This is a genomic window from Flavobacterium sp. 1, assembly GCF_002797935.1.
Classification (GTDB): Bacteria; Bacteroidota; Bacteroidia; order Flavobacteriales; family Flavobacteriaceae; genus Flavobacterium.
Window position 1 is genome coordinate 2,319,904 of the sequence record NZ_PGER01000001.1, and the last position, 24,911, is coordinate 2,344,814.

The window sequence follows — 24,911 nt, forward strand, 5'->3', positions numbered from 1 at the left end:
AGATACTAAAAGTTAACAAAGTGAATAATTTATGATGTTAACGAGGACAGCCTGCAATAAGTTCGTATTGCTTTTCGTGAATTTAGCTTTACTTCTTGAAAACAATTTGACGCATCCTGTCGAAGATCACATAAAAAAAGCACGGCATTTTAACTCAATGTCTCTGACCCTATTATTTTAAAAAAGATATTAGGGTCAGGCAGGACAAATCATAATCACTTATTACAATAAAAGTATGGACGGAAATACAGAATATAGACCTTTTGCTTTACTAGAGCAATATACCCCAGATGAAGGAGCTACAGAATACTATAATACACTACGAACGCTTACAGCAGTAAAGAATGATTGTTCAGATGGAACTGTTGGAAGTTCGGTTACGCTCACTGCTAATGCAAACCATTTTGTCTCAACCGAAAGTGTTGCTGATGCCAATACACAAGCTGATTCATGGTTGGCGGCCAATGGACAGGCTTATGCCAATAATTTAGGAACATGCAATATTAGAACTACGGCATGGAGAGGAATTAATCCTTCTTGTGTTATTGAACCCACAACAGCATTATCTCCTTTTGACTATATGGTAATTCGATATAAATGGACCCTTGGTGCTGGTGAAGATTTAGATACCTATACCGGGATTGTAAATACAGGAACACCCTTAGATAATAAATGGATGGGTTGGCAACATGGATTTGGAAATGAACTCCCGGAATTAGCTGAAGCAGCAAACTCTTATATCATGTGGGCTGGTGATAATCAAGGGTTAAATGGAATAGAAAGCTGTCTGGTCAATTTTAGCAAAATAACCTCAGATTACCCTGCACTAAATACAGTACAGGTGAGAATGGCTGGAAGCTGGTTTAAACCAGTAGCTACAGGAAATATCGATGTGGAAATAACTACATATCTGGGCGGAACAATGGATAAGTCTGGATTTGATATTTTAAATACAGGAGGAATTCAAGTCCAACAGCTAAGTTTTACTAAAAATGTTCCAATAGAAGGTGAAAATTTAAACAATAATATAGAATTAGTAACAAGCATTGGATATATAACCTATACCAAAAGCGATGCTACAGGACAAATTGTTATAACTTATTAAAATATAAAGTATGGGAAATACAGGATATAAATCTTTTGCCTCACTAGAGCTATACTACACAGACGACAATAGTTATGCTGGGACAACAAAAGAAAATCTAATCACAGATCCAGATTACATTGCACCAATTTTAGATACTGCAGCTTGTGTTCCAAGTGCAAGATTTTATAATACAGTAAGAACAATGGATGCACCAAAGAATGATTGCTCTGGCGGCTATTCTGGAAGTGTTGTTACTCTTACTGCCAATGCAGGCCAGTTTGTATCTTCTTTAAGTGCTGCAAACGCAAATTCACAAGCTGATTCGTGGCTGGCAGCCAATGTACAGGCATACGCAAATGCTTTAGGAACCTGCACACTGGATTCATCAATAACTATTACCAGTTTTATCGACGGAGATCTTTATTTTACAATAGACGGCACTGAATATTCTCCTTCAGCGTTTACTGTAAACACCAGTACCGTGTCTTCTACAGGTCCCTGGTCATCAAGTACGGCTGGAGTAACTTCACCAAGAAATGTAGGAGTTCCTACAGTGACTACTTGGTATAGAATACAGGATGCAATTACTCCATCTATAGTTTCTAATGTATATCAATATGTAGTTTCTGGCGGTGGATCAGGAGGTTGTTTCGTTGAAGGCACATTAATTACATTGCCTGATGGTTCGCAAAAAGCAATCGAAGAATTGCATCTGGATCAATTGCTGCTTTCTGCCGAAATTGAAACCCTGATGGACACCAATAATGTAACTGAATTATGCAAATGGTCTTCTGACTATCTGTCGGAAAGCAGAATAGCCTCTCCGATAACCAAGATATCGCAGAAAACTGCAGATAAGACAATGATTATTAATGATGGCTTATTAGAAGCTACTCCAACCCACCTGCAGCTGATTCAGCGTGATGGTTTTTGGAGATTCATTCCTTTGGGAGATATTATGGCTGGAGACAATTTATATACGATAGACAATACGATTATACCAGTTACATCTGTTACGGTTAATCAAGAAGAAAGAAAGATTTATCCGCTGACATTGAATCCATTCCATACCTATTTTGCAAATGGAATTTTAACTCACAATCTTAAAGAAGAAATGGAATCAAATCCATAAAATAAAATGTGAGTTATTGATTAAAAGTAATTCATCTTTTTTAAATTTTCAAGAGTCTGCCCAAATTTGGCATTAGAACTATTTTATAACGAACATAAAAGCATCTCATTCATCATAATTGAGTCTTCTTTTTTCTCTTATAGTTTGATCTAATGCTGAATTTGGGTTTACTAAATTGGTTTCTAAACTAGAAATAAAAATTAATATTTATTAAAAAAAACAAAATGAGTACAGATCATAATAGAATAAAAGTAGCCGATTTAGAAATAAATGAGCCAAACAAAACCTTGATCACAAATGACAATGGGGAATTGGAGTTTAGTGATATTACTGGAGGCAGTCAGAATTTACAACAAACTCTAGACAATGGTCCAAGTGCTAATTTTGACGGTGATGGAAGCAGTAGTGTAGTTTTAGGAGGAGGAACACCTTTTAATAGATATGCTTTTATGTCTATGCAAAGTGCCGGAGGAGCATCAGATACCAACAGTTCTTCTATTTTTCTGGATAAGCTAAACCTTCGTATGGAGCAAGGAACCAATTCAGCAAAATCAACTTTATATATAGAAAGTGGAATACTAAAACTTACTCAATCTAGTAGCTACAGTAATAGAACAAATTTTATATTTGACACCCCTATAGCTCAAACTACCCTTAAATTACCAGCAAAGTCTACAGGAAATTACACTTTAGCTACTACATCCGATATTAATGCTATTGACTTAGACAAGGTAGTGCAGAATGGATACCTTAGTAGGTACCCTTTCGGAGTAGGAGTACACGGCATCTCACCTTTTAATAATCTTGTAATGAATGATGGACTTCAAGTGACAAGATTTCCGGAGTTTGGAGGAGGTACTGTGATATTGCATCTTTTAGATACTAGGACTACGAGACCAGACAACGGGTTCAGTCATTTTTACCTGCCTGCTAAAGCAGAAGGATTTTACACATTAGCAACTTTAGATGATATTGCTGGAGGCGTAGGAAGTCAGAATTTACAAAGTGTTTTAGATACTGAAAACTCTGCAGAGGGTAGCATAGTGTTGACACATGGAAACAAAACTGTAGAGATGAGTCCAGGTGATTTGTCTATAAACATGTCTAATGGTACTGGTCAGCCTTCTTTCTCGTTAACAACTAGTAGTTCTATGTACTATACTACAGCAGATAAAGCAATTCTCTTAGATTTTAACAGGGCTTCTACAGGTACAGCTAGTTTTGGTTACCCTGATAAACCGACAGGAAGTTACACTTTAGCCACCTTAGATGATATTATAAGTACTACACCAACTTTAGATCAAGTTTTAGAAGCTGGAGATACTGCTACAGATAAAAACTTTGAAATTAAGAGTACAGCAGGTAGCGGCAATGAAGAGGTGTTTATTGACGGGCAACATATTGTAGTAAGCAACTTTGATCTTCAAAAACAACTTGGTATGGGTTATAATTACATATCATCAAATGATAATTCCACAAAGAGTAATACTTTAAATTTTGATAGGTCGACTATAGGTTATTCTTCTTATTATTTTCCAGAAAAACCAACAGGAACTTATACCTTGGCTACTTTAGATGATATACCAACAATTGTACCATCATCTGCTACCGTTTCTGGAATTGTAAACAATACATTGTTACAAGAACTAGGAGGTGTCGATAAAACAATAAATGGTGTTAGGATAGGTAAAGGAAATAGTACAGGAGCAGACAATACTGTATTAGGGTTTAATTCGCAAACAGTCTCAACAACAGCGGCAGAAAATACATCCGCTGGATTTGAGTCATTACGAGATGTTACTACAGGTGGGTGGAATAGTGCATTTGGTGTTGCCTCTTTAAGAGCAAATACAACTGCTACTCAAAATACTGCATTTGGTTATGCAACTTTAAGAGCTAATACGACAGGTTCTATTAATTCAGCTTTTGGAAGTCTAGCTCTAATGTCTAATACAATTGGCACACAGAATTTAGGTATGGGTGCTGCAAGTTTAGGCGCTAACATTGATGGTAATTACAACTTAGCTATGGGAGCATTAGCTGGAAGGTATATTACTAATAGCTCTATGAATACATTGGTAGGAGCTGCAGCGGGTGGTGGTACAGGCTCAAATTTTAATAAAAATACAGCAATAGGTTATCTTTCACAAGGAGGTCCTAATAACACTGGTACAAATAATATTACCATTGGCTATGAAAGCGGTTATAATATAACTACAGGCTCTTATAATATAATACTTGGTACATTTCCTAGCAACCCCTTCAACGTATCAACCGGGAATTATAATACTGTAATTAACCCAGTCTTTGGAACAACCCAAGCAGTTACAACGGGCTCTAACAATGTAGTTATAGGTTCTGCTGCTGTATCTAATAACCTAACAAATTCTGTGGTTATTTCAGATAATAATGGTGCAATAGCGTTATTTAAAGCATCGAATAATACTTTAACTGCCAATACACAAACTAATGCTTTAATTACTAGTGATACAACAGGAAAAGCAATTTTAACCAAGGAATATTTAGCAGCTCGTATAGGAACAGCAGCCCCAACATCATCAGCTGACAGTGGAACTGCTGGCGAGATAAGACTAGCTTCTGGATATGTTTACTGGTATGTAGCAGGTACCGGGTGGTTGAGGTCAGCAGGAGCAACTTTTTAAAAAAAATAAGATATTAGGGAATCATCATGGAAGGTCTGAGTGTTCAACTGTCTTAAATTGTATCATTTCGTTAGTAATGACAAGTAGCATTACTATTGCTGGAGCTTTAGGATTCATTGCCTTTAAAGATGATAATCACTTAGGCATCTAAATAGACGAGTTCCCAAAAAGACAGAGAGCAGTAAATGCTTGTCCAATAATTAAACTTCTTGAGTTATTTAACCCAAATTCCCACATTATAAAAACATAGACTTTCGGAACAATAAAAAATCAGTTATGTTCTAATTATACACTTTTTAGAACTTTAAAAAAGTCTTGATTTTGTCCAGTTTAAGCATGTTCTTGTAATGTGAGAATTTGGGTTTACTATTTTGAGAGTCAAATCGACAGTTGTAAGGCATCAATTTTGAAAATAAAAAAGTTGGGCATGCAAATAAAAAATAATCAATAAAAATGAGTACAGATCACAACAGAATAAAAGTAGCCGATTTAGAAATAAATCAGTCAAACAGAATTTTAACCACCAATACCTTTGGGAAATTGGAGTTTAGTGATATTAACAATATAAAAACCGACAGTTATAATGCACTTGATTACAGTATTGCAGGAAAAGCATTGGATGCCAGACAGGGTAAAATTTTAAAAGATTTAATAGATAATATCAATGCACTACTCGCTTCGGATAATGTGAATTTAGACACAGTTCAGGAACTTGTTGATGCTATTGAAACAGTGCAGACATCACTGAATACTATCTTGGTAAATGACGTTACCACTGGAGGTGTTACCAAGGCATTAACGGCTGAAATGGGAAAAAATTTGAAAGACCAGATTGATGCTTTGACTACTACGGTTGGAGGCAAACAAAACAGCTTAACCGATGTGAATTTCGGTGCATTTGAGAGTGCCTTACCAACTGTAACAGCTATTGCGGATACAGATAAAATATCACTATTGATTGGTGCTGTTGCTAAAATGATGAGTTGGGCGAATTTTAAAACGCTCTTTAAAACAATTAACGGGAATTCGATTTTTGGATCAGGGAATTTGATTACTCCTGATATGGATACGACCACAGCGCAAAATGTATCAGGCATAAAAACATTTTTAGCAGGGATGTTTGGTTTGAGAAATACTGCAAACACATTTACATCTTTTTTTGCATCAGCTGTTACAGCTTCAAGGACTTGGACATGGCCAGATAAGTCTGGTACAGTTGCAATGACTTCTGATATTACAAATGTTATTAACGCCGGCACAACCAACTATATGCCTAAATATGTAGGCTCAACAGTAGTTGGAAATTCAAGGACACAAGATACCGGTACTTGCTTTGGTATAGGAACGGTGAATATGCCAATAAAAGATATAACTCTTGGAAGACAAGCTGATAGAGTTATTGGTATAGAACAATCCGATTCATTGAACAATGGTAGAACACTTATAATTGAAGCGGGTAAAACCATAAATTATTCCGAGACCACCTTGTTCAGCTCTATGGGGCAGTTCCAATTAAATTGGTTATCAAAATTATGTGCATCACATCCAAATGGTTCAATTTATTTGGCGATTGGTGCTAGTTCAATTTATAAAAGCGATGGTACACCAACTGGTGCTTTTTTATCAACTGGTTCACCAGCTAAAAGTAACTGGGTGGGTTTAACTGTTGCATTTAATGGTGATGTTTACGCTTGTCATGACGGTGGTGATATTTATAAACAAACTGGTGGCACCAGCTTTTTTGTTGCATTGAGCCAAACCACAAGAATATGGCAGGGTATGGCGAGTACATCTAATGGTAATATATATGCTGCTACAATGAATGGTGATATTTACATGCAAACTGCGGGTATGGGTAATTTTATGCCATTGGGTCAATCTCCAAGAACTTGGACGGGAATGTGTGTGAACAGATCCAATAATGATGTTTACGCAGTTGTAAATGGTGGTGATATTTATAAACAAACTGGTGGTGTTGGAAATTTCATGCCATTGGGTCAAGCGACTAGAGGATGGCAAGGTATAGATGTTTCACCAAACGGTGATATATGGGCATCTGTATTGAATGGTGATATTTACAAACAAACTGCTGGTGTTGGATCTTTTAATCCTACTGGTCAAATAAGTAGAGCTTGGGGAGGTATTGCTGTAAATCAGACTAATGGTAATGTATTTGTTGGATTAACCGGTACTGGTGCTGGTGATGTCTACTATTTAAATATACAATCATTGGGTACTCCTGATTTAGATGGTGGGACTCTTAAACTAAAAGCAGGGACAGGAAAGAATTTAGGTAAATCTCGTATTCAAATTATTACTGGTCAAAAATCTGCTGTTTCTGGAACTGACATGCAAATTGAAACTGTTCGGGCAGAGTATTATGAAGACGGTAATTATAAAAGAATTGGAACACCAGTTTATGCTGATAATACTGCTGCAATAGCAGGAGGCTTGACCGCTGGAATGGAATATAGGACTAATACTGGAGTGAAAATGGAAGTTTATTAAAAATTATAATCATAATCCAGATAAGATTTCTTGCCTTTTATAGAGATCATGATGATAAATAAGGATTTAATAATGTCAGAGATTCACCTTATAGAAATTACAAAAAAAGAAAGAAATAAACATCTCGTAATAGATTGGAATATTTGCAAAGCAACTCCCTAAATATTAAAATAAACCACTATGGACTTAAAGTTCATAGTGGTTTATTCAAATTCAAAATTTTGAATCAATAAATGAAACCTAAAGGAAAGAGGAAGGATAAAAATTAAAATATAGAACCCTTAAAAAACATAAAATGAATACAGATCACAACAGAATAAAAGTCGCTGATTTAGAAAAAAATCACCCAGACAAAATCTTGACCACCAATACCGATGGTGAATTGGAGTTTAGTGACATTAACAATATCAAAACTGACAGTTATAATGCACTAGATTACAGTATTTCAGGAAAGGCATTGGATGCGAGGCAGGGCAAAATTTTAAAGGATTTAATAGATAATATCAATGCATTGCTTGCTTCGGATAATGTGAATTTAGACACAGTTCAGGAACTTGTTGATGCTATTGAAACAGTGCAGACTTCGCTGAATACTATCTTGGTGAATGACTTGAATGCTGGAGGTATTACCAAAGCTTTGACAGCAGAACAAGGGAAAGTTTTGAAAGTACTGTATGATGCTTTGGTCATTATTGTTAATGGAAAAGAAGATTTGTCTAACAAAAAAACGTTAATAGTTGGAAACGAAACTAGTGATTCTTTTTATGGTTCAATTAAAGCCTGGATTACTTATTTGAAATTTGGATTTATATCATTGCTTCCTGCAAAAGTAACCACTTTAGTTGATGCTGATTTAATTATGCTGGGAGATTGCGAAGATAGTTTTAAGACTAAAACAAGAACATTTTCACAATTAAAGGCTACTTTAAAAACTTATTTGGATGGTTTTTTCCAGCAAAAAGATGAACAGATTGAAGTTTCAACAAACAGTAATGTGCTTAATGCTTGGAATGGCCAAACAATTCTATTTACTGCAAATTGCATAATAACAGTTCCATCAACTTTGAATAGTTCATTAATGTTTCCTTTTAGAACATTACCCGGAGTCACGGTTACTTGGTCAATCACAAGTCCATTTACGTGGGAAACTGCGCCTATTTCTACGCCCGAAAAAAGGGTGGGACATTTTATGAGACGAGGTAGCACTAATACAATATTTTTAGACGTATAATTTATGGGAAGCTTAAAAAAATATGTTTTTGGTAAAATGCAAAAGCCTTTAATAGAACAATTAGTTGCATATTATAAATTCAATTCTAACGCAATTGACAGTACAGGATTATCACCAAATGGGACTGTTACTAATGCTACTTTTGTGACAGGAAAAATGGGTAATGCTATCAATTTTAATAACAACACGGCTAGAGTTGATTTTTCTGATCACGACAATTTTTCATTTACAACGGGTAACGGAAATGATGTCCCATTTTCAATATCGATGTGGGTTTATTTCACAGTTTTTAATAGTGGTAACCCTACGTTTAATGGTAATTGGTTAATAAATAAGAGAGCGGATACGCCTGGAACTGATGAATGGCAACTAGCTTTATATGAAGGTAATTTATATTTTTCAAAATTTGATAGAGTAACTAAAAATAATTATCAATATATAATCGTAGCTAATCCATTTACTTTAAATACATGGTATCATATTGTTGTCACTGATAATGGTACTAAAACAGTTGCTGGACTTCGAATGTATATTAATAGTGCTTTAATTTCAACAACACCTATAGAGGTTGGTACTTATACCGGTATGCCAAATAGTTCTGCACTTATGAGAATAGGTCTTAATGCTTGGAATCTCATTACTCCTTCAATAAGACATCAAGGTAATATTGATGAAGTAGGGATTTGGAAAAACAGATGTTTAACACCCAGAGAAATTTCAGAATTATATAATGGTGGATTGGGTAATACATATCCTTTTATATAAAAAGCAAGTTTTTTCTTAAAAAAATTCAACCAAAATTCCAGATTAGAAAAAAACTCGTCAAAAACCATAAAGACTAATCTTTTTGATCTATTATTTTCTAATGCTCCCCTTAGATATTTATTAAAACAAAATCGTTAAAAAGTAATTTTTTAATTGAATTCAATTAGTTTTTACTTTTTAATTTATTCAAATTCAAAATTTTAAATCCCAAATTAAAAACTAAGCCAAAACTGAAAGATGAAAATTTCAAATAATACAATTTAAAAAAATGAGTACAAATCACAACAGAATAAAAGTTGCTGATTTAGAAATAAATCAGCCAAACAGAATTTTAACCACCAATACCTTTGGGGAATTGGAGTTTAGTGACATTAACAATATCAAAACTGACTGTTATAATGCACTTGATTACAGTATTGCAGGAAAGGCATTGGATGCTAGGCAGGGCAAAATTTTAAAGGATTTAATAGATAATATCAATGCATTACTCGCATCTTATAACGTGAATTTAGACACGGTGCAGGAGCTTGTTGATGCTATCGAAACGGTGCAGATTTCGCTGAATACTATCTTAGTGAATGACTTGATCACTGGTGGAACTGTTAAGGCGCTTACGGCTGAGATGGGGAAAACATTGAAAGCGCTATACGACAGTCTTTCGATAAATAAAGTTGATAAAATCGTTGGTGAGCGTCTGATTAATACTGCTGAAATTACGAAGCTTGCAGGACTAGGAAATTTAACAACAACTGTCAAACCAATTTCATCAACGGTTTTAGCAACACAAAATGTAGCAGGGCTTGTTACTTACATTAATGCCTTGACACCAGTATTAGTGATTAACACAAATGAGACCGTAACATATAAAATAACCAACTCAGGCCGTGTTTTTGAACTGCTTTTGCGTGGCCGAAGCTTTGGAGTTGGACAACCTGCAATTGTCGCTGCAGATGTTATTGAAGTTACCGAATTTTTAAATAAGGATATTACCTTGAGTAATTATCCAAGTACTCGTAATGATGGTCAATTGTCTAGTAATAAAGTGTTGTCAACTGATGCAAATGGTAATATAAAACTATATACTATCGCAACGGCTCAAGCTCCTTTCATTTTCGAATTAATACCTGATTCACATTTACCCAATACAACGGGTAATATCGAACTTATAGGTGATTTCTTCGTTCCTGCCATGTGCTTATCTCCTAATTTGAATAACGGAAATGGTATTCAGATAACTGGGCAAACAATTAACTATGCCTCGTTTATAAATAGTCAAAAAATACTCATAAATGTTACAACTGGAGCATCAGAAGGATATTTCTCTATTACTTGTAATAACGGCTTGAGTACTACAAAAACAAATGCTTTGTTAATTATTGGTGGTACTATTTATAAGCCAATAAATTCAGAATGGGTAAATAAAGCCTTAGTAACTACAGATAATGACGAGGTTAACCTGATAAATTATGGCTCATACAGCAGTAATGCTGAATGGACTCGAATTTTTGATTACACAAAAAACTGGGAATTCAGGATAAGATTGAAACGATCTCCATTAGGTACTTATGTGGGAGGAAATGATTACGGCTCTTCTCCTTTTTATTTAAAAAAAGTTACCGCTAATACAAGTTTTGCCTATGGTCAATTATATATGAATGCAGCTCAAAGTAATGGTTCATTTATTGTAACAACACCAAATCATGTGAAAATTGTAAGTTCTGCGAATGTGAGTGTAAGTGTGAGTGGAATTGCGGGGTTGGAGACATTAGAATTAAAACTAAAATATCAAGGAGGAGTTCTGTATGCATATAATGGCGCCACATTATTATTTACATTTTCGGATGTTTTGACCGAAAATTTGAGATTAGTAGTAAAACCAACGTATTACGACTGGACAGGAATAAAATATATAGAATTACCTTAAAAACTAATATTTATGAGTGAAGAAATAGTCCTAAACCATTATCTGAATAGGTTTAGCACATCAGCAATTACTACAAAAAAAATTAATTATCAGATAAACATGGAATTCTGATTAAGAAAATAATTTATCTGAAACATGTCTAAAGCTGACTACAATTTTAGAATTGATAACACAACTTGGTTTTCAGTTTCCAAGTTGTGTTTATTTATTTAAGCTCATACTGTAATTTTCTTTTACAATTATATCAAGTGGCATAAAATGAGCTGTTTTTAAATTTTCATGCAAAATAATTTTTTTATACAGATAATTTATCCCCATATAGCCTTGTTCTTCTGGTTTTTGATTAATTAAAAAATCAATTATTCCCGAATTTAAATACGCTATATTTTCTTTTAAGAGATCGTAACCGATTATTCTTATTCCTTTGATGTTATGTTCTTCTAAAAATTGTGCTACAATATATGCTCTGGAATTGGGAACGAATATACTGCTGCTGTTTTTAAACATATCCAAAGTGAGCTGGCCTGCATCCGGGTTAATAGTAATTTCTGAAAAACTAAAATTAGTCAGTTCTGGATGGTCTTCAAAAAAAGTATAAAATCCTTTAATGCGCTGTAAATAAGCCGATGTACTGTCTATTTCTCTTGCTATTTTAATAATAAGAACATTGCGTTCATTTTTTACTGCAAAACTAATTAGCCGTCCTGCCAAATAACCGCTTTTAAAAGCATCCTGACCAATATAAAAATGAGGAATTTCATTTTTAATATCCGAGTCAATCATCACTACTGGTGTATTTTTCTTTTTATAATCTTCCAAGAATACAAGAGACTCTTCATGAAAAATAGGAGAGAAAAGCAATCCGTCACATTCAAAATCAAGCACCTCAGCAAACATTTCCTGAAATGAAATACTGTCAAAATCATAAAGAAAGTAATGCAGTTCAATACCAAATTTTCCAAATTCTTCACCTGCTTTCTTAACTCCGTTTAGCTGGCTTTCCCAGTATTCCAGCTTCTCAAACTTTGGTAAAAAAACAGCTATTCTAGATTTTTTATTGGAGGCCAGATTACTTGCAAAAATATTTCGTTTAAAACCATACTTTTCAATAATGGCATTTACCTTATCGATATTTTCTTGCGATACCTGTCCCCTGTTATGAATAATTCTATCCACAGTTCCTGGAGAAACATTTGCTAATTCTGCTATTTTTTTTATTGTTATAATATTCTTCAGCTTTAAGTTAATAATATATTGAAAACGGTAAAATTAATTTTTTTTTATTTCAAAAACTGCTTTTTTTATTTATGATTTTATATATATTTGCAATATACGTGTACGCACACGTTAATCATAACACATGTCTAAAGAAAGCATTGAATTTGGAGAAATATTTCTTCGCATAAATTCTCTTAATAGGTTAAGAATATTCAAATCTAAAATTTTGCAAAAAACCCGTGTACGCACACGAAAACATAAGCTAAAAAAGAGATTATCATATTTAGAGAAACACTCCTTTGTCTTTTGATGAAAAAGTCATTCGATAATTTAAAACAAATAAGAAAATTAAAAATGGTGAATAAGATCGAAAATGTTATCAGCACAATTGTACAAAGCATAAAATAATTAACTAATTAATATAATAAAAATGAATTCAATATTTAATTTAGAAGGAAAAATCGCCCTTATTACAGGAGGCGCAGGAGTTTTAGGCAGCAATATGGCCGAAGTATTAGCCAAGCAAGGCGTTACTACAGGAATTGTCGGTCTTACAATTGAGGAAGCGCAAGCTGCTGTAGACAGAATAGAAAGCAAAGGAGGAAAAGCATTTGCCGTAAAAGGAAATGTTTTAAACCAAGAAAAAATGGAAGCCATCCGCGATATCATTATTGAGAAATATGGGCGTTTGGATATCCTGATTAATGCGGCGGGCGGTAACATGCCAGGTGCAACTATTGGGCCTGATCAGGCTATTTATGATTTAAAGAAAGATCATTTACAGAAAGTGCTTGACCTTAACATCATCGGGACTATTTTGCCTACGCAGGTATTTTCGGAGCTTTTTGCAAAACAAAAAAGCGGTGTAATTATCAATATTTCATCAGCATCTGCAGAGCGTCCTTTGACAAGAGTTGTTGGATATTCTGCTTCAAAAGCGGCTATAGATAACTTTACTAAATGGATGTCCGTCGAATTAGCATCTAAATATGGAGAAGGAATCCGTGTGAATGCTATTGCTCCAGGATTTTTTATCGGTGAACAAAATAGAGCTTTATTGCTTACTCCAGAGGGGGAACTGACTCCAAGAGGAATCAAAATTATTGATCATACTCCAATGGGACGTTTTGGTGTTCCTGAGGATTTGGACGGCGTATTGCTTTTCTTATGCAGTGATATGTCCAAATTTGTTACGGGAACAATTATCAAAGTAGATGGAGGTTTTGGAGCTACAAGTATTTAATTATAATTAAAAATATAGAAATTATGGAACAAACATGGAGATGGTACGGACCAAATGACCCAGTACAATTATCTGATGCAAGACAAGCCGGTGCAACCGGAATTGTGACTGCCTTACACCACATTAAAAATGGACAGGTGTGGGAAGTGGATGAAATCATGAAACGTAAAAATGAAGTTGAGGCTGCAGGGTTAACTTTTTCAGTTGTAGAAAGTATTCCGGTACATGAGGACATCAAAAAACAATCGGGTGATTATTTGAAATACATAGAAAACTACAAGCAAAGCATCAAAAATTTAGCGGCTTGTGGCGTTCATATTGTCTGCTATAATTTCATGCCTGTTTTAGATTGGTCAAGAACAGATTTATCCTATGAAATGCCGGATGGTTCTAAAGCTTTGCGTTTTGACATCAATGAATTCGCCGCTTTTGAATTATTCATTCTAAAACGTCCGGGAGCTGAAAACACCTATACAGAAGCACAAAAAGCGAAAGCTAAAACCACTTTTGAAAAATTGACTGATGCTGACAAAGTAAAATTACAGCAAAACATCATTGCCGGTTTACCAGGTGCAGAAGAATCTTATACTGTTGAAGATTTCCTAAAAGTGCTTCAAGGCTATGATGGTATCGATGCCAATAAACTAAAAGAAAATCTATATTATTTCTTGCGTGAGATTGTACCTGTAGCTGAAAGTGTTGGCGTGAAAATGGCAATTCACCCTGACGATCCTCCTTATCCAATTTTAGGATTGCCAAGAGTTGTGAGTACCGAAGCTGATTTAGTGCAATTGTTAAATGCAATTGATTCTCCTTCAAATGGATTCTGCATGTGTACCGGTTCGTATGGAGTAATTGCCCAAAATGATTTATCAGGAATGATTGATCGTAATGGAGAGAAAATGAATTTTATCCATTTGAGAAGCACACAACGCGATGAGGAAGGTAATTTCTACGAAGCCAATCATTTAGAAGGAAACGTGGACATGTACGAAGTGGTAAAATCTATCGTAAAGATGGAAAATAAAACTAACAGAATCATTCCGATGCGCCCAGATCACGGACACCAAATGCTGGATGATTTGAAGAAAAAAACAAATCCTGGCTATTCCGGAATTGGTCGTTTAAGAGGTTTAGCCGAATTACGCGGATTAGAAATGGGAATCAAAAGAAGTTTATAAATAATAGCATTCCGCCTTGCACAATTTTGTCTTGCAAGGTGGATTGTTTCAATTGCATATCATATTGATACCAAATATGAAATATCCTAAGGTCTTATGTTTTTTTCTGATTTTTAGCTGTTTTGTAATTACTACAAGTTTTGCATAGGATAAAAAGATTGAAGATAAAGGTAGTTATCCAGTAAAGTATCTCTTTTATATAGGCAGTATAATATGAAATTCTGCACCAACATTTTCTTTGGCTTTTGAAAAAACAATCCCGTTATGATTTTCTACAATTCTTTTACCAATAGACAGTCCAATACCTGTACCAGTATATACTTCTTTGCTATGAAGCCTTTGAAAAATAGTAAAAATCTTGTTTTCATATTGTTTGTCAAAACCTATACCATTGTCTTTTACAATTATCTCACAATAATCCAGACTTACATCCAAAGACGGGTATTTCTTAATCTGCATTAAAGAAAGTTTTTTTGAACTTATCTGCACTTTAGGCACAGAACCGTCACTTTTATAAAACTTAAGTGCATTACTTATCAAATTATAAAAGAGCTGGCTCATCTGTAGCGGAATAGCATTGATGACTGGTAGTTTTCCAGTTTTTATTTTAAAATTCCGTTCTTCGATTAACAATTCAAAGTCAATGAGAATGTTTGCTATAATTATATTTAGGTCAGTGCTTATAAATTGCCTGTCAGGATTTTTAAGATAGGAATAAGAAAGTAAATCCTTAATAAGTGTATTCATCCTTAAGGAGGATTTACTGATTTTTTCAATTAAAATATGTGCCTCATCAGAAATATTTTCTTCCATTCCCATGAGCCTGCTGATAAACATTAATATCTTTCGCAAAGGTTCCTGCAAATCGTGGCTTGCTACATAAGCATACTCTTGTAATTGGACATTTGCCACATGCAAATTTTTAATAGAACTTTCCAAATTCATATTAGAGGTCAGTAAATCAGAGGTGCGTTCGAGAACTTTGGCTTCAAATCCATCTGAGAGTACCTGAAGTTTTTTTTCAGCAATCCTTCGTTCAGTGATATCTTCAATGGCCAGCAGAATCAGTTGTTTTTTACTGGCTTCATTGGTCACTTGTCTCGCATTTAGCAATAGAATGCTTTCGCTGTAAGGCAGAAGGTTTACAGTTATTTCGTAATCATCGAGCTGTGTATTTTCCTTGAGTACCTTTTCAAGCATCTCACGCATAGGAATGTTGTCAAAAAGATGATCTTGAATTTCGTAAATAAGTTTATCTGTTGCTTCTTCTTTTACAATATTATATTTTTTGGAGAATGCGCGGTTAATGTTTTTAATTCTTAAATTGATATCCAGCACCACTATAGGTTCCCGAAGAGTGGCTACAATAGCTTCGGTATAATTCTTAGAAATATTAATTTCCAGCTGTTTGTTTATAAGTTCCTGATTAATCTGCAAAAGCTCTTCGTTACTCGACTGCAGTTCTTCTTTGGATGTTTCCAGTTCCTCATTCAGGCTTTGAAGTTCTTCGCTGCCGCTCAATAATTCTTCATTGGCACTCTGCAGTTCTTCATTGGTTGCCTCCTGCTCCTCACTGATTGCATTAACATCCTCATGTATTTTGGCCAGCTCTTTTTCAAGCTTTGCAATTCTTCTTAAATTAACATTTTCAAGTATTTCATCACTACTAAATTTATCTGAAACAACATCTTGTCTGCTGATAGTACTTTTGTAAAACAAAACTAAATAATGCAGCTCCGAAGTATTCTCCAGTGGTATCATTTCAATGGTGATTTCACCAACAGTTCCTTTGTTTTTAATCAGTATGCCTTCTTTTTTTATAGGCGATCCAGCTTCTTTGACTTTATGCCAGACATTACGAAGATCAAAAGCAAGTCCCTCCTTAGCCATTTTTAGCAGATTGAAGGTTGGTTTTCCTGTCGAAAGCTCTATAAATTCTGCAATGGTTCCGTTAATATGAACAATATCCATTTGTTCATTCACAATGACGCTTGCCGGAGTATATTTAGCAAGCAAAAGTGATTCAGCACTCTTTCTGAAATCTTCTTTGTGAGTTTCTTTTCTTTGAATACCAGATTTTAAACTTTTTAATTTCTCATTACCGTCTAACCCCGAGTGCACAAATCTTCCTGAAACCTGCTTGCGGATATAGATTTTATCCGTCTTATCAAATGGCTGAAAAAATTCAGCTGCAGGTGCTGTTGTTTCTGATTTTCCTAAAAGTAAAAAGCCATTTTCTTTTAAGGCATAATGAAAGGTGCCAAGCGCCTTTTTCTGCAAAAATGGATCCATATAAATAAATACATTTCTGCAGGTAATTAAATCCATTTTTGCAAAAGGCGGATCACTCAAAAAATTATGAACTGCGAAAACACATAAATTTCTAATTTGCGGTTTAATAGTATAACCGTTCGATTTTGCTGTAAAATACTTAGTTAGAATATTTTCAGAAACATTACGCAATTGAGATTTCCTATAAAATCCAGCCCGGGCTTTTGTAATAGCCACTTCTGAAATGTCTGAGGCAAAAATCTGAATTTCCTTTCCTTGGAGATTATCTCCTAAAAATTCATGAAGAGCAATGGCTATTGTATAAGCTTCTTCCCCTGTAGAACAGCCTGCAATCCAAACACGTATTGCATTTCCTTCTTTTAACCTGTCTGTTAGTAATGGAAATATTTTCTCTCTCATCATCTGAAAAATTTTAGTATCTCTAAAAAACTCAGTAACAGGTATCAGCAGGTCGTTAAATAAATCTTCTAATGCTAATTTATCTCCCCGCAGAAATTCAAGATAATTCTTAAGATTGTCAATCTTGCTAAATGCCATTCTTCTGGCAATACGGCGGCGAATGGTAGTTTGTTTGTAATAAGCAAAATCAACACCTCTGTGACGGCGCAGCATTTTAATAATTCCTTGAAATACAGCTTCATCATCCAGATAATTCTCTTCGTCAGCCATATTCTTTGACTTGAAAAGCCCCATAAGTTTTTCTACCATTTTAGCTGGCGGCATAACATAATCCACCACTCCTGCTTTAATGGCATTTTGTGGCATTTCATTGTAAGAAGCATCAAGATCCTGTGCCAAAGTAATACCACCATATTTTTTAATTGCCCGCAGTCCGATTGTTCCGTCTGAACCATTTCCAGAAAGCAGTACGCCATAGGCTAAATCAAGATGGACTTCTGCCAATGAAGTAAAAAAAATATCTATGGCCTGATTTTTTGTGTCTTTTATGCGAGGGCTTAATTTTAAGACTCCGTCAAAAGAGGTGAGCATTTTATTTTCAGGAATAACATAAATATTATTGGGTGCTAAATGAATATCATCTGTAATTACATTAATCGGAATTTTGGCAACTTTCGAAAGAAGCTCTGTAAGTATGCTGTCATGTTGCGGGTGCAGGTGCTGCACTACAACATAAGCCATCTCAGAATTATCAGGAATTGTATCAATAAAGTCACTAAATGCTTCTAATCCCCCTGCTGAAGCTCCAATGCCAACAATAGGAAAGTCTTGGCGTGTTGCCTTTGGTAAACTTTTTGTGTAGGTGTGCATGATTTTAATTATTAATTTCTAAGATGAGCTGTAATATAAATCAATGCGAAGTAGGAGTCTTTATAGTTGTTCAAACCTAAACCGTAATGAAGAAAAATGCTGTTTCTAATTGCTTCATTTAATATCCTTATGAATTTGTTTTAAGCTTTTAAGACATACGAGCATATTAAGTCTTAAATATTTGTAACGGAAATCAATCTGACATTTAAGCTGGAGATCCGATTTTAGCTGCATTATTATCAACAGCTACAATACTTATATCCATTTTATTAGCCCATTTATCAGTTATCATTTACTTCAAAGGTACGCTTTAATAAATGCCAAAGCGTGTTCTGTTGCATCTGATTAATAAAATACAGTCACATTAAAAGTTTATTTAAGTTATACTGAAGGTTTACAGAATAAAATTTTAATTTTTATTTGTTTAAATCTGACATTTGTTTTTAAAGGCGCATCAGGTCAAACACATGAATATAAAACAGCTCATGTGTTTGACCTGATGACCTTATTGTATTCCTAAAATGAATAATTTTAAATTCGTAAATTTAAACCTTACCCCAATACTTCAATTTAAAATTACTTACTGCGACACACACGAAAACCCTGATCAGCTCCTTTTCCATTAGCTTGATGATTGCCTCGAAAAGACGATTCACAGCAGAAATCACCTCCAATCCAACCGCCGCCTTTCCAAATCCGTCCTTTAGGATCAGTTTCATTACTCAGCCAATCCCAACACCATTCCCTTACATTTCCAGACATATCATAAAGCCCTAACTCATTAGAACCCTTTCTGCCGAAAGGTTTGGTTTTACAATGATTTTTTTCTATCGTTGACCAAAACCAGATTCCTGTCAGGTTTTTATCTCCCGAATTTACCCAGTACCACGCTACCCTGTCTATATCATTGCTCCCGCTGTAAGTATAGCTCTGACTCTTCTGACCGCCTCCTGCTGTATATTCCCATTCTGCTTCTGTTGGTAAACGATAGCCATTTTTTCCCATATTGACAGTTACGGTCCATTTGACGTCATCGTTTTCATTATCATTATTTGGATCTTCTTTTTTCTTATCAATAGTATAACAAGGACTCAAACCTTCTTTTATGCTTCTTTTATTACAGTATTCAACACAATCGTACCAGCTTACCATTTCTACCGGCAAATTGTCTCCTTTGAATTCTGAGGGATTACTTCCCATTACCTCAATCCACTCTTTTTGAGTTACCTCATATATGCCAATATAAAAACTCGGTATTGTAACACTTTTTCCATAATAGTTTGATTTTGTGTTTACAAATGTCCCGCCTTCGACTAATATAAAGTTTTTAACTTCTTTTTTTGAACAAGCACTGACAGTAATCATTATTGCCGTTAAAACTAATAGTTTCTTCATTGAAATATCTTCGTTAAGCTGATGGTAAAAAAATTGCAGATCAGACTGCCAACAATTAAACTTTTTTTAAACCCAGAATCCGCATTAGACTTCGTAACGAAGCTGAATTATCCAATAAAATCAAGTGCTCACGGACTATTTTTAAATAAGGAATACTTTTGCATTTTGATTTTAAAAATAGAAGTAAGTGCATGATTTTGAAGAAGAATTCAGATGCAATAGATTTCTAATGCAGATTCTGGGTTAAATATAAAAAACCGGCTGTCCTAAAACCAGCCGGCTCTAATAATAGATTTAAAGATCTACCACACTGTTGCGTTTATAGATCCGCTTTTACCGCTGAATGCCTCTAATGCCAATATCTGGTAATTGTAAGTACCAAAACCTTGACCACCCTTGCTTTTCCAATTGTCAATGTGGTTAGCCATAGTGACGGTGTTGTTTTTTCCAGTAGATGCTCCTCCCCAATTATCTATATACTGCCAAAACGTTGCCGTACCTTGAATAGAAGGTTTATTTACCCGCTGAAATTTAGTACAGTTATAAGTATGGCCATCACTGCTCACTGTACCGAAAGATGTTGAACCCGATATACTTCCTTTTTCAGAGACATAATATTCAATAAGCGGACTTGTTGTCCAGCCGTAGATCCCTACAAAATTATAGCTGCCACTAAGAACTCCAATATTGTAGCCAATTGTTCTAGCCGATCCTGGATTCCAGCCTTTACCACCAACCACATCGGTGACATTGCTGTAAGTAATCGTGAAATTTCCAGCTGATCCGTTGGTTAAATCTGCTGTTCCCCCTTCCTGATATAAAGACCAAAAGAAACCATTACTAGTGCCTGTTCCATTTTTTGCAGTTTTGTCTGAAACAAAACCACTTGAATATTTACTATTTGTACTTTGTTTATCAATGGTTTTACTGTCCGAGCTTTCTTCGGTACAGCTTGCTAACAATAGCATAAATACAGCTGAAAGGCTAAATACTTTTTTGATGAGCTCTAAAGAATGAACCCCGTTTTTTCCTTTTAAAAATTCATTTTTTTTCATAATTATTGGTTTTTACTAGTTTAAACTAATAATACATCATTATTAGCGGTTAATAATTACTACAAATGTAATTTTAGATTTAAACAAAAAAGACAACAAATGATGCGGATACTGTAACTAATGAAGCAATATTAATACGCTTAAATCAGAAATAACAAACTGATTTTCTGATTATTCCGCTATAATTAAGCGTTTATACAGCATACTGATAATTATGTAACTAAAATTTATAATTCTATAAAGAAAAACCATTCCATTGCTTCTAATTTTGACAGAGAAATGAAATTAGTTATCTGTATCCAGCTCCCTTCTATCCTATTCAAAAACATAATTTGAAGAATTATGGCATAATTATCCGCGCTTTGGATGAACGCTATTAAAACAATAAAACTCTTTTGTGAAAAATAAAAAAATAACTAATCATGAATTTTTATACTTTTTTACAAATCCTAATCGTTTCAATTGCAGCAACATCAGCTATGACATTGTTCAGCTACGTAATTTCATCGAGGTATAGAAAAATTTATAGAGAGCCTGTGCTGCTGTCCAATTTACTTGTACAGATGAAGGTTGATTTATCAGTCATTTCAAAAAAAATCATAGGATGGCTGGTTCATTTTAGTGTTGGATTCATTTTTGTATTTGTGTATCATTTGCTATGGCTTTACAATATTTTGGATTTATCAGCCGTAAATGCTTTTTATCTTGGTATTGCAAGCGGATTAATTGGTGTGTTCTGCTGGGCTGTTATGCTCAAAATCGCCAAATACACCTATTCTGTACATTTTAAAGGCTATTATTTTCAAATGTTTATTTCCCGTATTATTTTCGCTCTGTATGCAGCAACTGTTTATTACATTTTACTGACAGTATTTTTAACAGCAAATTTAAATTTCTCTGTCCAGCACAGACTCTCAAAAGATATAAATAAAAAAGAAGTAAAACACATTTGAAATTTAGCTACCACTATATAAAAAAAGCATCCCTCTTTTTATTATTTATTAAATTCAAAAAAACCTTCAATTTTTATAAAGACTGAAGGTTTTTAGAAAAAACTTTTATTTAATTTAGTTATAACCAGATTCTAAATATTCTTTTAGATTCAGTATATCATCATTTACATTTTTTTGAAAATAAGAGCTCAACTGCTTAGCAGCACTTGCAGCCATTAGCAATATTTAAACAGTTGATACATTGCTCTTTGCTTTTAAAAACTGTATTGGTAATTATGTTGTTGCCTAAATGAATTTTAAATGTTACTGCTAATTATTTAAGATTTTAGAAACTATTATATCTCTTATTTACTGATCATTTTCTTGATTACTATTGTTTTCATCGGCTCTGTCAATAATGATTCCGTTTTTAACAATGAAATCTTCTTCTATATCAGAATCATTTTTGGCATCATTGTCTTTATTTTGGTGATCCACCGTTAATTCTTTTTCTAATAATTTTTCGGTATAGCCTGTGCTCGAATTGTTTTGGTCATCAGTATAATCAGTATTCTCTTGGGCTTCATCCTCAGCCAATTCATCATCGTACCAATTTTGCTTCAGGCTTTCTTGTGTATCATCAGCATTTGCTAAATAATTTTCACTTGGATCAATATTATTTTTAAAATTCTGATTTTCATCTCTTTCTGTATCCATCTTTTATATTATTATAAGTTATTATTAAAAAAACTAATATATGAAAAATTGTAATATTCTATCACTAAACTCATTACATAACTTTTACCAAATGTTACAGGATTTTAATCTTGAACTGTTAAAAAGAAAACTGCAATGCGCAAAAAGAAAAGTATTCCATCATAATTTGAAAGATTTTTAGTAAATTTGAAAGTATTTTAGACCTTTTATCTAAAATTTTTAACTCTAATCTTATGAATTTAAACGGAGAAATCATCATAATAGATGACGATGAGGATGACAGGTTATTCTTAGAAGATATTTTTGAAAGTCTGCAGGTATTCAATAAAGTTGTTTTTTTTGATGACAGCACAAGAGTTCTTGAATATCTGCTGCAGAAAGAAGTAAACCCTTTTTTGATTTTATCTGATATTAGCATGCCCAAATTGAACGGTTTTGAACTAAGAGCCAAGATTTTAAGAAATGAAGTTTTTAATAAAAAGTGTGTTCCTTATATTTTCCTTTCTACAGCACATAATCCCGAAAATATTAATAAAGCTTTCCAGCTTTTAGCACATGGTTATTTCAAAAAAGAAGAAAACTTTGTCGAATATAAAAAAGTCATTGAAAATATTATTAGTTATTGGAGAAAAAGCTATACATTTTCAAATAACTCTATATCAATATCTTAAAATACTTTTTTTTTACAGCTTCTGTCCGCTAAGTGCCATTAAAAATATAAAAAGCTGTTTGGGTTGTAAAACAGCTTTTTTTCTTCACTGACATAATTAAATTTTATAGCTTACCCAATCATCATTATCTAAATCAGAATTTTCGATATTGGTTACATCGTCATCTTCCTCATCAACATCAATATCAGACTCCTCGAAGTCACTTTCTTCGTTTAAATTTTCATCATCTAGATCATTTTCATCATCTGGATCAGATTTACGGTCTCCATCATTATCCGAATTTGAAATTGTGCCATTATTAGTATCCCCGTTTGACTGATTATTATTAAACTCTTCAAACTGTTCAGCATTTTCCTGATAAGCATGATTTAAATCATTGTTCAATTTTGATTTTTCAAAATCGGCAGTTAATGGTGCATCTTTATAATCACGATCATCCTGATCATAATTACGATTTTTATTGTTTTTCATTTTCATTTTTTCTAACAAATTAATAATTAACTATTTAAAAACTAAGCAGATATATTTATACTATTTTACAGAATTAAACAGTGTGATTAACATAATTACGGCATAATATACGATTAAAATATTGGAGCTAAAAAAGAGATAATCTTGCTGTTAAGATTATTTTCTTTATATATAACTGTAATTTTAAAAACTATTTATAAATGACGCCAAACTTTAATGCCTCAGCTTTAGCCTCTGGAATTAATCTTTTTAAATTAGCAATTCTTGTTCCATCGGCAGGATGCGTACTCAAAAATTCAGGCGGTTTATTACCGCTGCCTGTTGCAGACATTCTTTCCCAAAACGTTATAGCCAGTTCAGGATTATAGCCCGCTATTGCCATAAGTGTCAGTCCTATTTTGTCAGCTTCATTCTCAAAACTTCTGCTGAAAGGAAGCATTACGCCAACTTCAGATCCAATTCCATAATACTGTTGCCACATTTGCTGCTGTTCAGCGCTCTTGCTGCCTGTTGCCACAGCTAGACCTACCGCTCCAAGTTCCTGTAGCTGCGAAGCGCTCATTCTTTGAGCACCGTGATTGGCTAATGCGTGAGACACTTCATGCCCCAATACAGTAGCCAGACCCGCATCATCTCTAGTCACTGGCAAAATCCCTGAATAAACTACAATTTTACCGCCAGGAAGACACCAGGCATTTACTTCTTTATTTTCTACCAGCTTATATTCCCACTGATAGCCATTTAAATATTCCGAATATCCATTAGCTTTCAGCCAGCGCTCAGCAGCCGACTTTATTTTTGTCCCAACGTTTGCAACTCGTTGTGCTTCTTCGGTATCTGAAATGACTTTGTTCTCTTTTAGAAAAGTATTATATTGTTGAAATGAGGACGGAAACAATTGGCTGTTAGACACAAAATTCAAGCTCTTTTGTCCTGTAAACGGGTTTTGGGCGCAGGAAAAAATCAATCCGATTATACAAAATCCGACACTTAATATTGATAAGTATTTTTTCATAGCAATGATTTTAACTTTTTATAAAAATACAACTTAGCCGAAAATTATAATTTACAGAATAAATTTAATAAGTATCAAGATTTTCAGTTAATGAAAGACAAAAAAAAATCTGCATCTGCCAAATAAATTCACTAATTTTAAA

18 protein-coding genes are annotated in these 24,911 nt (G+C 34.0%); 11 read left to right on the forward strand and 7 right to left on the reverse strand.

What is annotated here, in order from left to right; genetic code table 11:
* Positions 1 to 235 precede the first annotated feature (235 nt).
* The 7 genes from CLU83_RS09205 (at position 236) to CLU83_RS09235 (ending at position 11,310) form a co-directional block, all read left to right on the forward strand.
* Positions 236 to 1,105: a DUF5977 domain-containing protein gene (locus tag CLU83_RS09205; RefSeq protein ID WP_100431328.1), complete on the forward strand. Its 870-nt coding sequence runs from the start codon at positions 236 to 238 to the stop codon at positions 1,103 to 1,105.
* Between the two features lie 10 nt (positions 1,106 to 1,115).
* The gene (locus CLU83_RS09210) at positions 1,116 to 2,219 is read left to right on the forward strand and encodes a DUF5977 domain-containing protein (protein ID WP_100431329.1); all 1,104 of its coding nucleotides are present in this window, start codon (positions 1,116 to 1,118) and stop codon (positions 2,217 to 2,219) included.
* Positions 2,220 to 2,443: 224 nt separating this feature from the next.
* A complete protein-coding gene (locus CLU83_RS09215) occupies positions 2,444 to 4,882 on the forward strand; it encodes a hypothetical protein (protein WP_100431330.1) in 2,439 nt (812 codons plus the stop codon).
* Positions 4,883 to 5,335: 453 nt separating this feature from the next.
* Entirely contained in the window at positions 5,336 to 7,390 is a 2,055-nt protein-coding gene (locus tag CLU83_RS09220) for a hypothetical protein (RefSeq protein ID WP_100431331.1), read from the forward strand.
* A 295-nt stretch (positions 7,391 to 7,685) separates the two neighbouring features.
* Entirely contained in the window at positions 7,686 to 8,621 is a 936-nt protein-coding gene (locus CLU83_RS09225) for a hypothetical protein (RefSeq protein WP_100431332.1), read from the forward strand.
* Positions 8,622 to 8,624: 3 nt separating this feature from the next.
* A complete protein-coding gene (locus CLU83_RS09230) occupies positions 8,625 to 9,386 on the forward strand; it encodes a LamG domain-containing protein (protein WP_100431333.1) in 762 nt (253 codons plus the stop codon).
* Between the two features lie 268 nt (positions 9,387 to 9,654).
* A complete protein-coding gene (locus CLU83_RS09235) occupies positions 9,655 to 11,310 on the forward strand; it encodes a hypothetical protein (RefSeq protein WP_100431334.1) in 1,656 nt (551 codons plus the stop codon).
* 201 nt (positions 11,311 to 11,511) lie between these two features.
* Here the strand turns inward: CLU83_RS09235 and CLU83_RS09240 are convergent, their stop codons facing one another.
* Positions 11,512 to 12,561 (reverse strand): substrate-binding domain-containing protein, encoded by a 1,050-nt coding sequence (locus CLU83_RS09240; RefSeq protein ID WP_369828801.1) that lies wholly within the window; start codon positions 12,559 to 12,561, stop codon positions 11,512 to 11,514.
* A 397-nt stretch (positions 12,562 to 12,958) separates the two neighbouring features.
* Between CLU83_RS09240 and CLU83_RS09245 the strand changes: the two genes are divergently transcribed.
* Complete coding sequence (locus CLU83_RS09245) at positions 12,959 to 13,771, forward strand: SDR family oxidoreductase (protein ID WP_100431336.1); 813 nt, start codon at positions 12,959 to 12,961, stop codon at positions 13,769 to 13,771.
* 23 nt (positions 13,772 to 13,794) lie between these two features.
* Positions 13,795 to 14,952, forward strand: coding sequence for a mannonate dehydratase (uxuA, locus tag CLU83_RS09250; RefSeq protein WP_100431337.1), 1,158 nt, complete (start codon positions 13,795 to 13,797; stop codon positions 14,950 to 14,952).
* A gap of 195 nt (positions 14,953 to 15,147) precedes the next feature.
* Here uxuA and CLU83_RS09255 read toward each other — a convergent pair whose 3' ends face one another.
* The 3 genes from CLU83_RS09255 to CLU83_RS09265 form a co-directional block, all read right to left on the reverse strand.
* Positions 15,148 to 18,513, reverse strand: a complete 3,366-nt coding sequence (locus CLU83_RS09255) for a CheR family methyltransferase (protein ID WP_100431338.1) — start codon at positions 18,511 to 18,513, stop codon at positions 15,148 to 15,150.
* A 576-nt stretch (positions 18,514 to 19,089) separates the two neighbouring features.
* On the reverse strand, positions 19,090 to 19,908 hold the full coding sequence (locus CLU83_RS09260) for an SUMF1/EgtB/PvdO family nonheme iron enzyme (RefSeq protein ID WP_100431339.1): 819 nt from the start codon (positions 19,906 to 19,908) through the stop codon (positions 19,090 to 19,092).
* A 302-nt stretch (positions 19,909 to 20,210) separates the two neighbouring features.
* The gene (locus CLU83_RS09265; RefSeq protein WP_232727039.1) at positions 20,211 to 20,963 is read right to left on the reverse strand and encodes a glycoside hydrolase family 11 protein; all 753 of its coding nucleotides are present in this window, start codon (positions 20,961 to 20,963) and stop codon (positions 20,211 to 20,213) included.
* 422 nt (positions 20,964 to 21,385) lie between these two features.
* Here CLU83_RS09265 and CLU83_RS09270 point away from each other — a divergent pair, with 422 nt between their 5' ends.
* The gene (locus CLU83_RS09270) at positions 21,386 to 21,916 is read left to right on the forward strand and encodes a hypothetical protein (protein WP_100431340.1); all 531 of its coding nucleotides are present in this window, start codon (positions 21,386 to 21,388) and stop codon (positions 21,914 to 21,916) included.
* Positions 21,917 to 22,264: 348 nt separating this feature from the next.
* Here the strand turns inward: CLU83_RS09270 and CLU83_RS09275 are convergent, their stop codons facing one another.
* Positions 22,265 to 22,612, reverse strand: a complete 348-nt coding sequence (locus CLU83_RS09275) for a hypothetical protein (RefSeq protein ID WP_100431341.1) — start codon at positions 22,610 to 22,612, stop codon at positions 22,265 to 22,267.
* A 233-nt stretch (positions 22,613 to 22,845) separates the two neighbouring features.
* Between CLU83_RS09275 and CLU83_RS09280 the strand changes: the two genes are divergently transcribed.
* On the forward strand, positions 22,846 to 23,283 hold the full coding sequence (locus tag CLU83_RS09280; protein ID WP_100431342.1) for a response regulator: 438 nt from the start codon (positions 22,846 to 22,848) through the stop codon (positions 23,281 to 23,283).
* 96 nt (positions 23,284 to 23,379) lie between these two features.
* On the opposite strand, the gene CLU83_RS09285 is transcribed toward CLU83_RS09280, so the two are convergent.
* Both CLU83_RS09285 and CLU83_RS09290 read right to left on the reverse strand, forming a co-directional pair.
* On the reverse strand, positions 23,380 to 23,754 hold the full coding sequence (locus tag CLU83_RS09285; RefSeq protein ID WP_157802049.1) for a hypothetical protein: 375 nt from the start codon (positions 23,752 to 23,754) through the stop codon (positions 23,380 to 23,382).
* A 190-nt stretch (positions 23,755 to 23,944) separates the two neighbouring features.
* Positions 23,945 to 24,769, reverse strand: a complete 825-nt coding sequence (locus tag CLU83_RS09290) for a M48 family metallopeptidase (protein ID WP_100431344.1) — start codon at positions 24,767 to 24,769, stop codon at positions 23,945 to 23,947.
* Positions 24,770 to 24,911 lie beyond the last annotated feature (142 nt).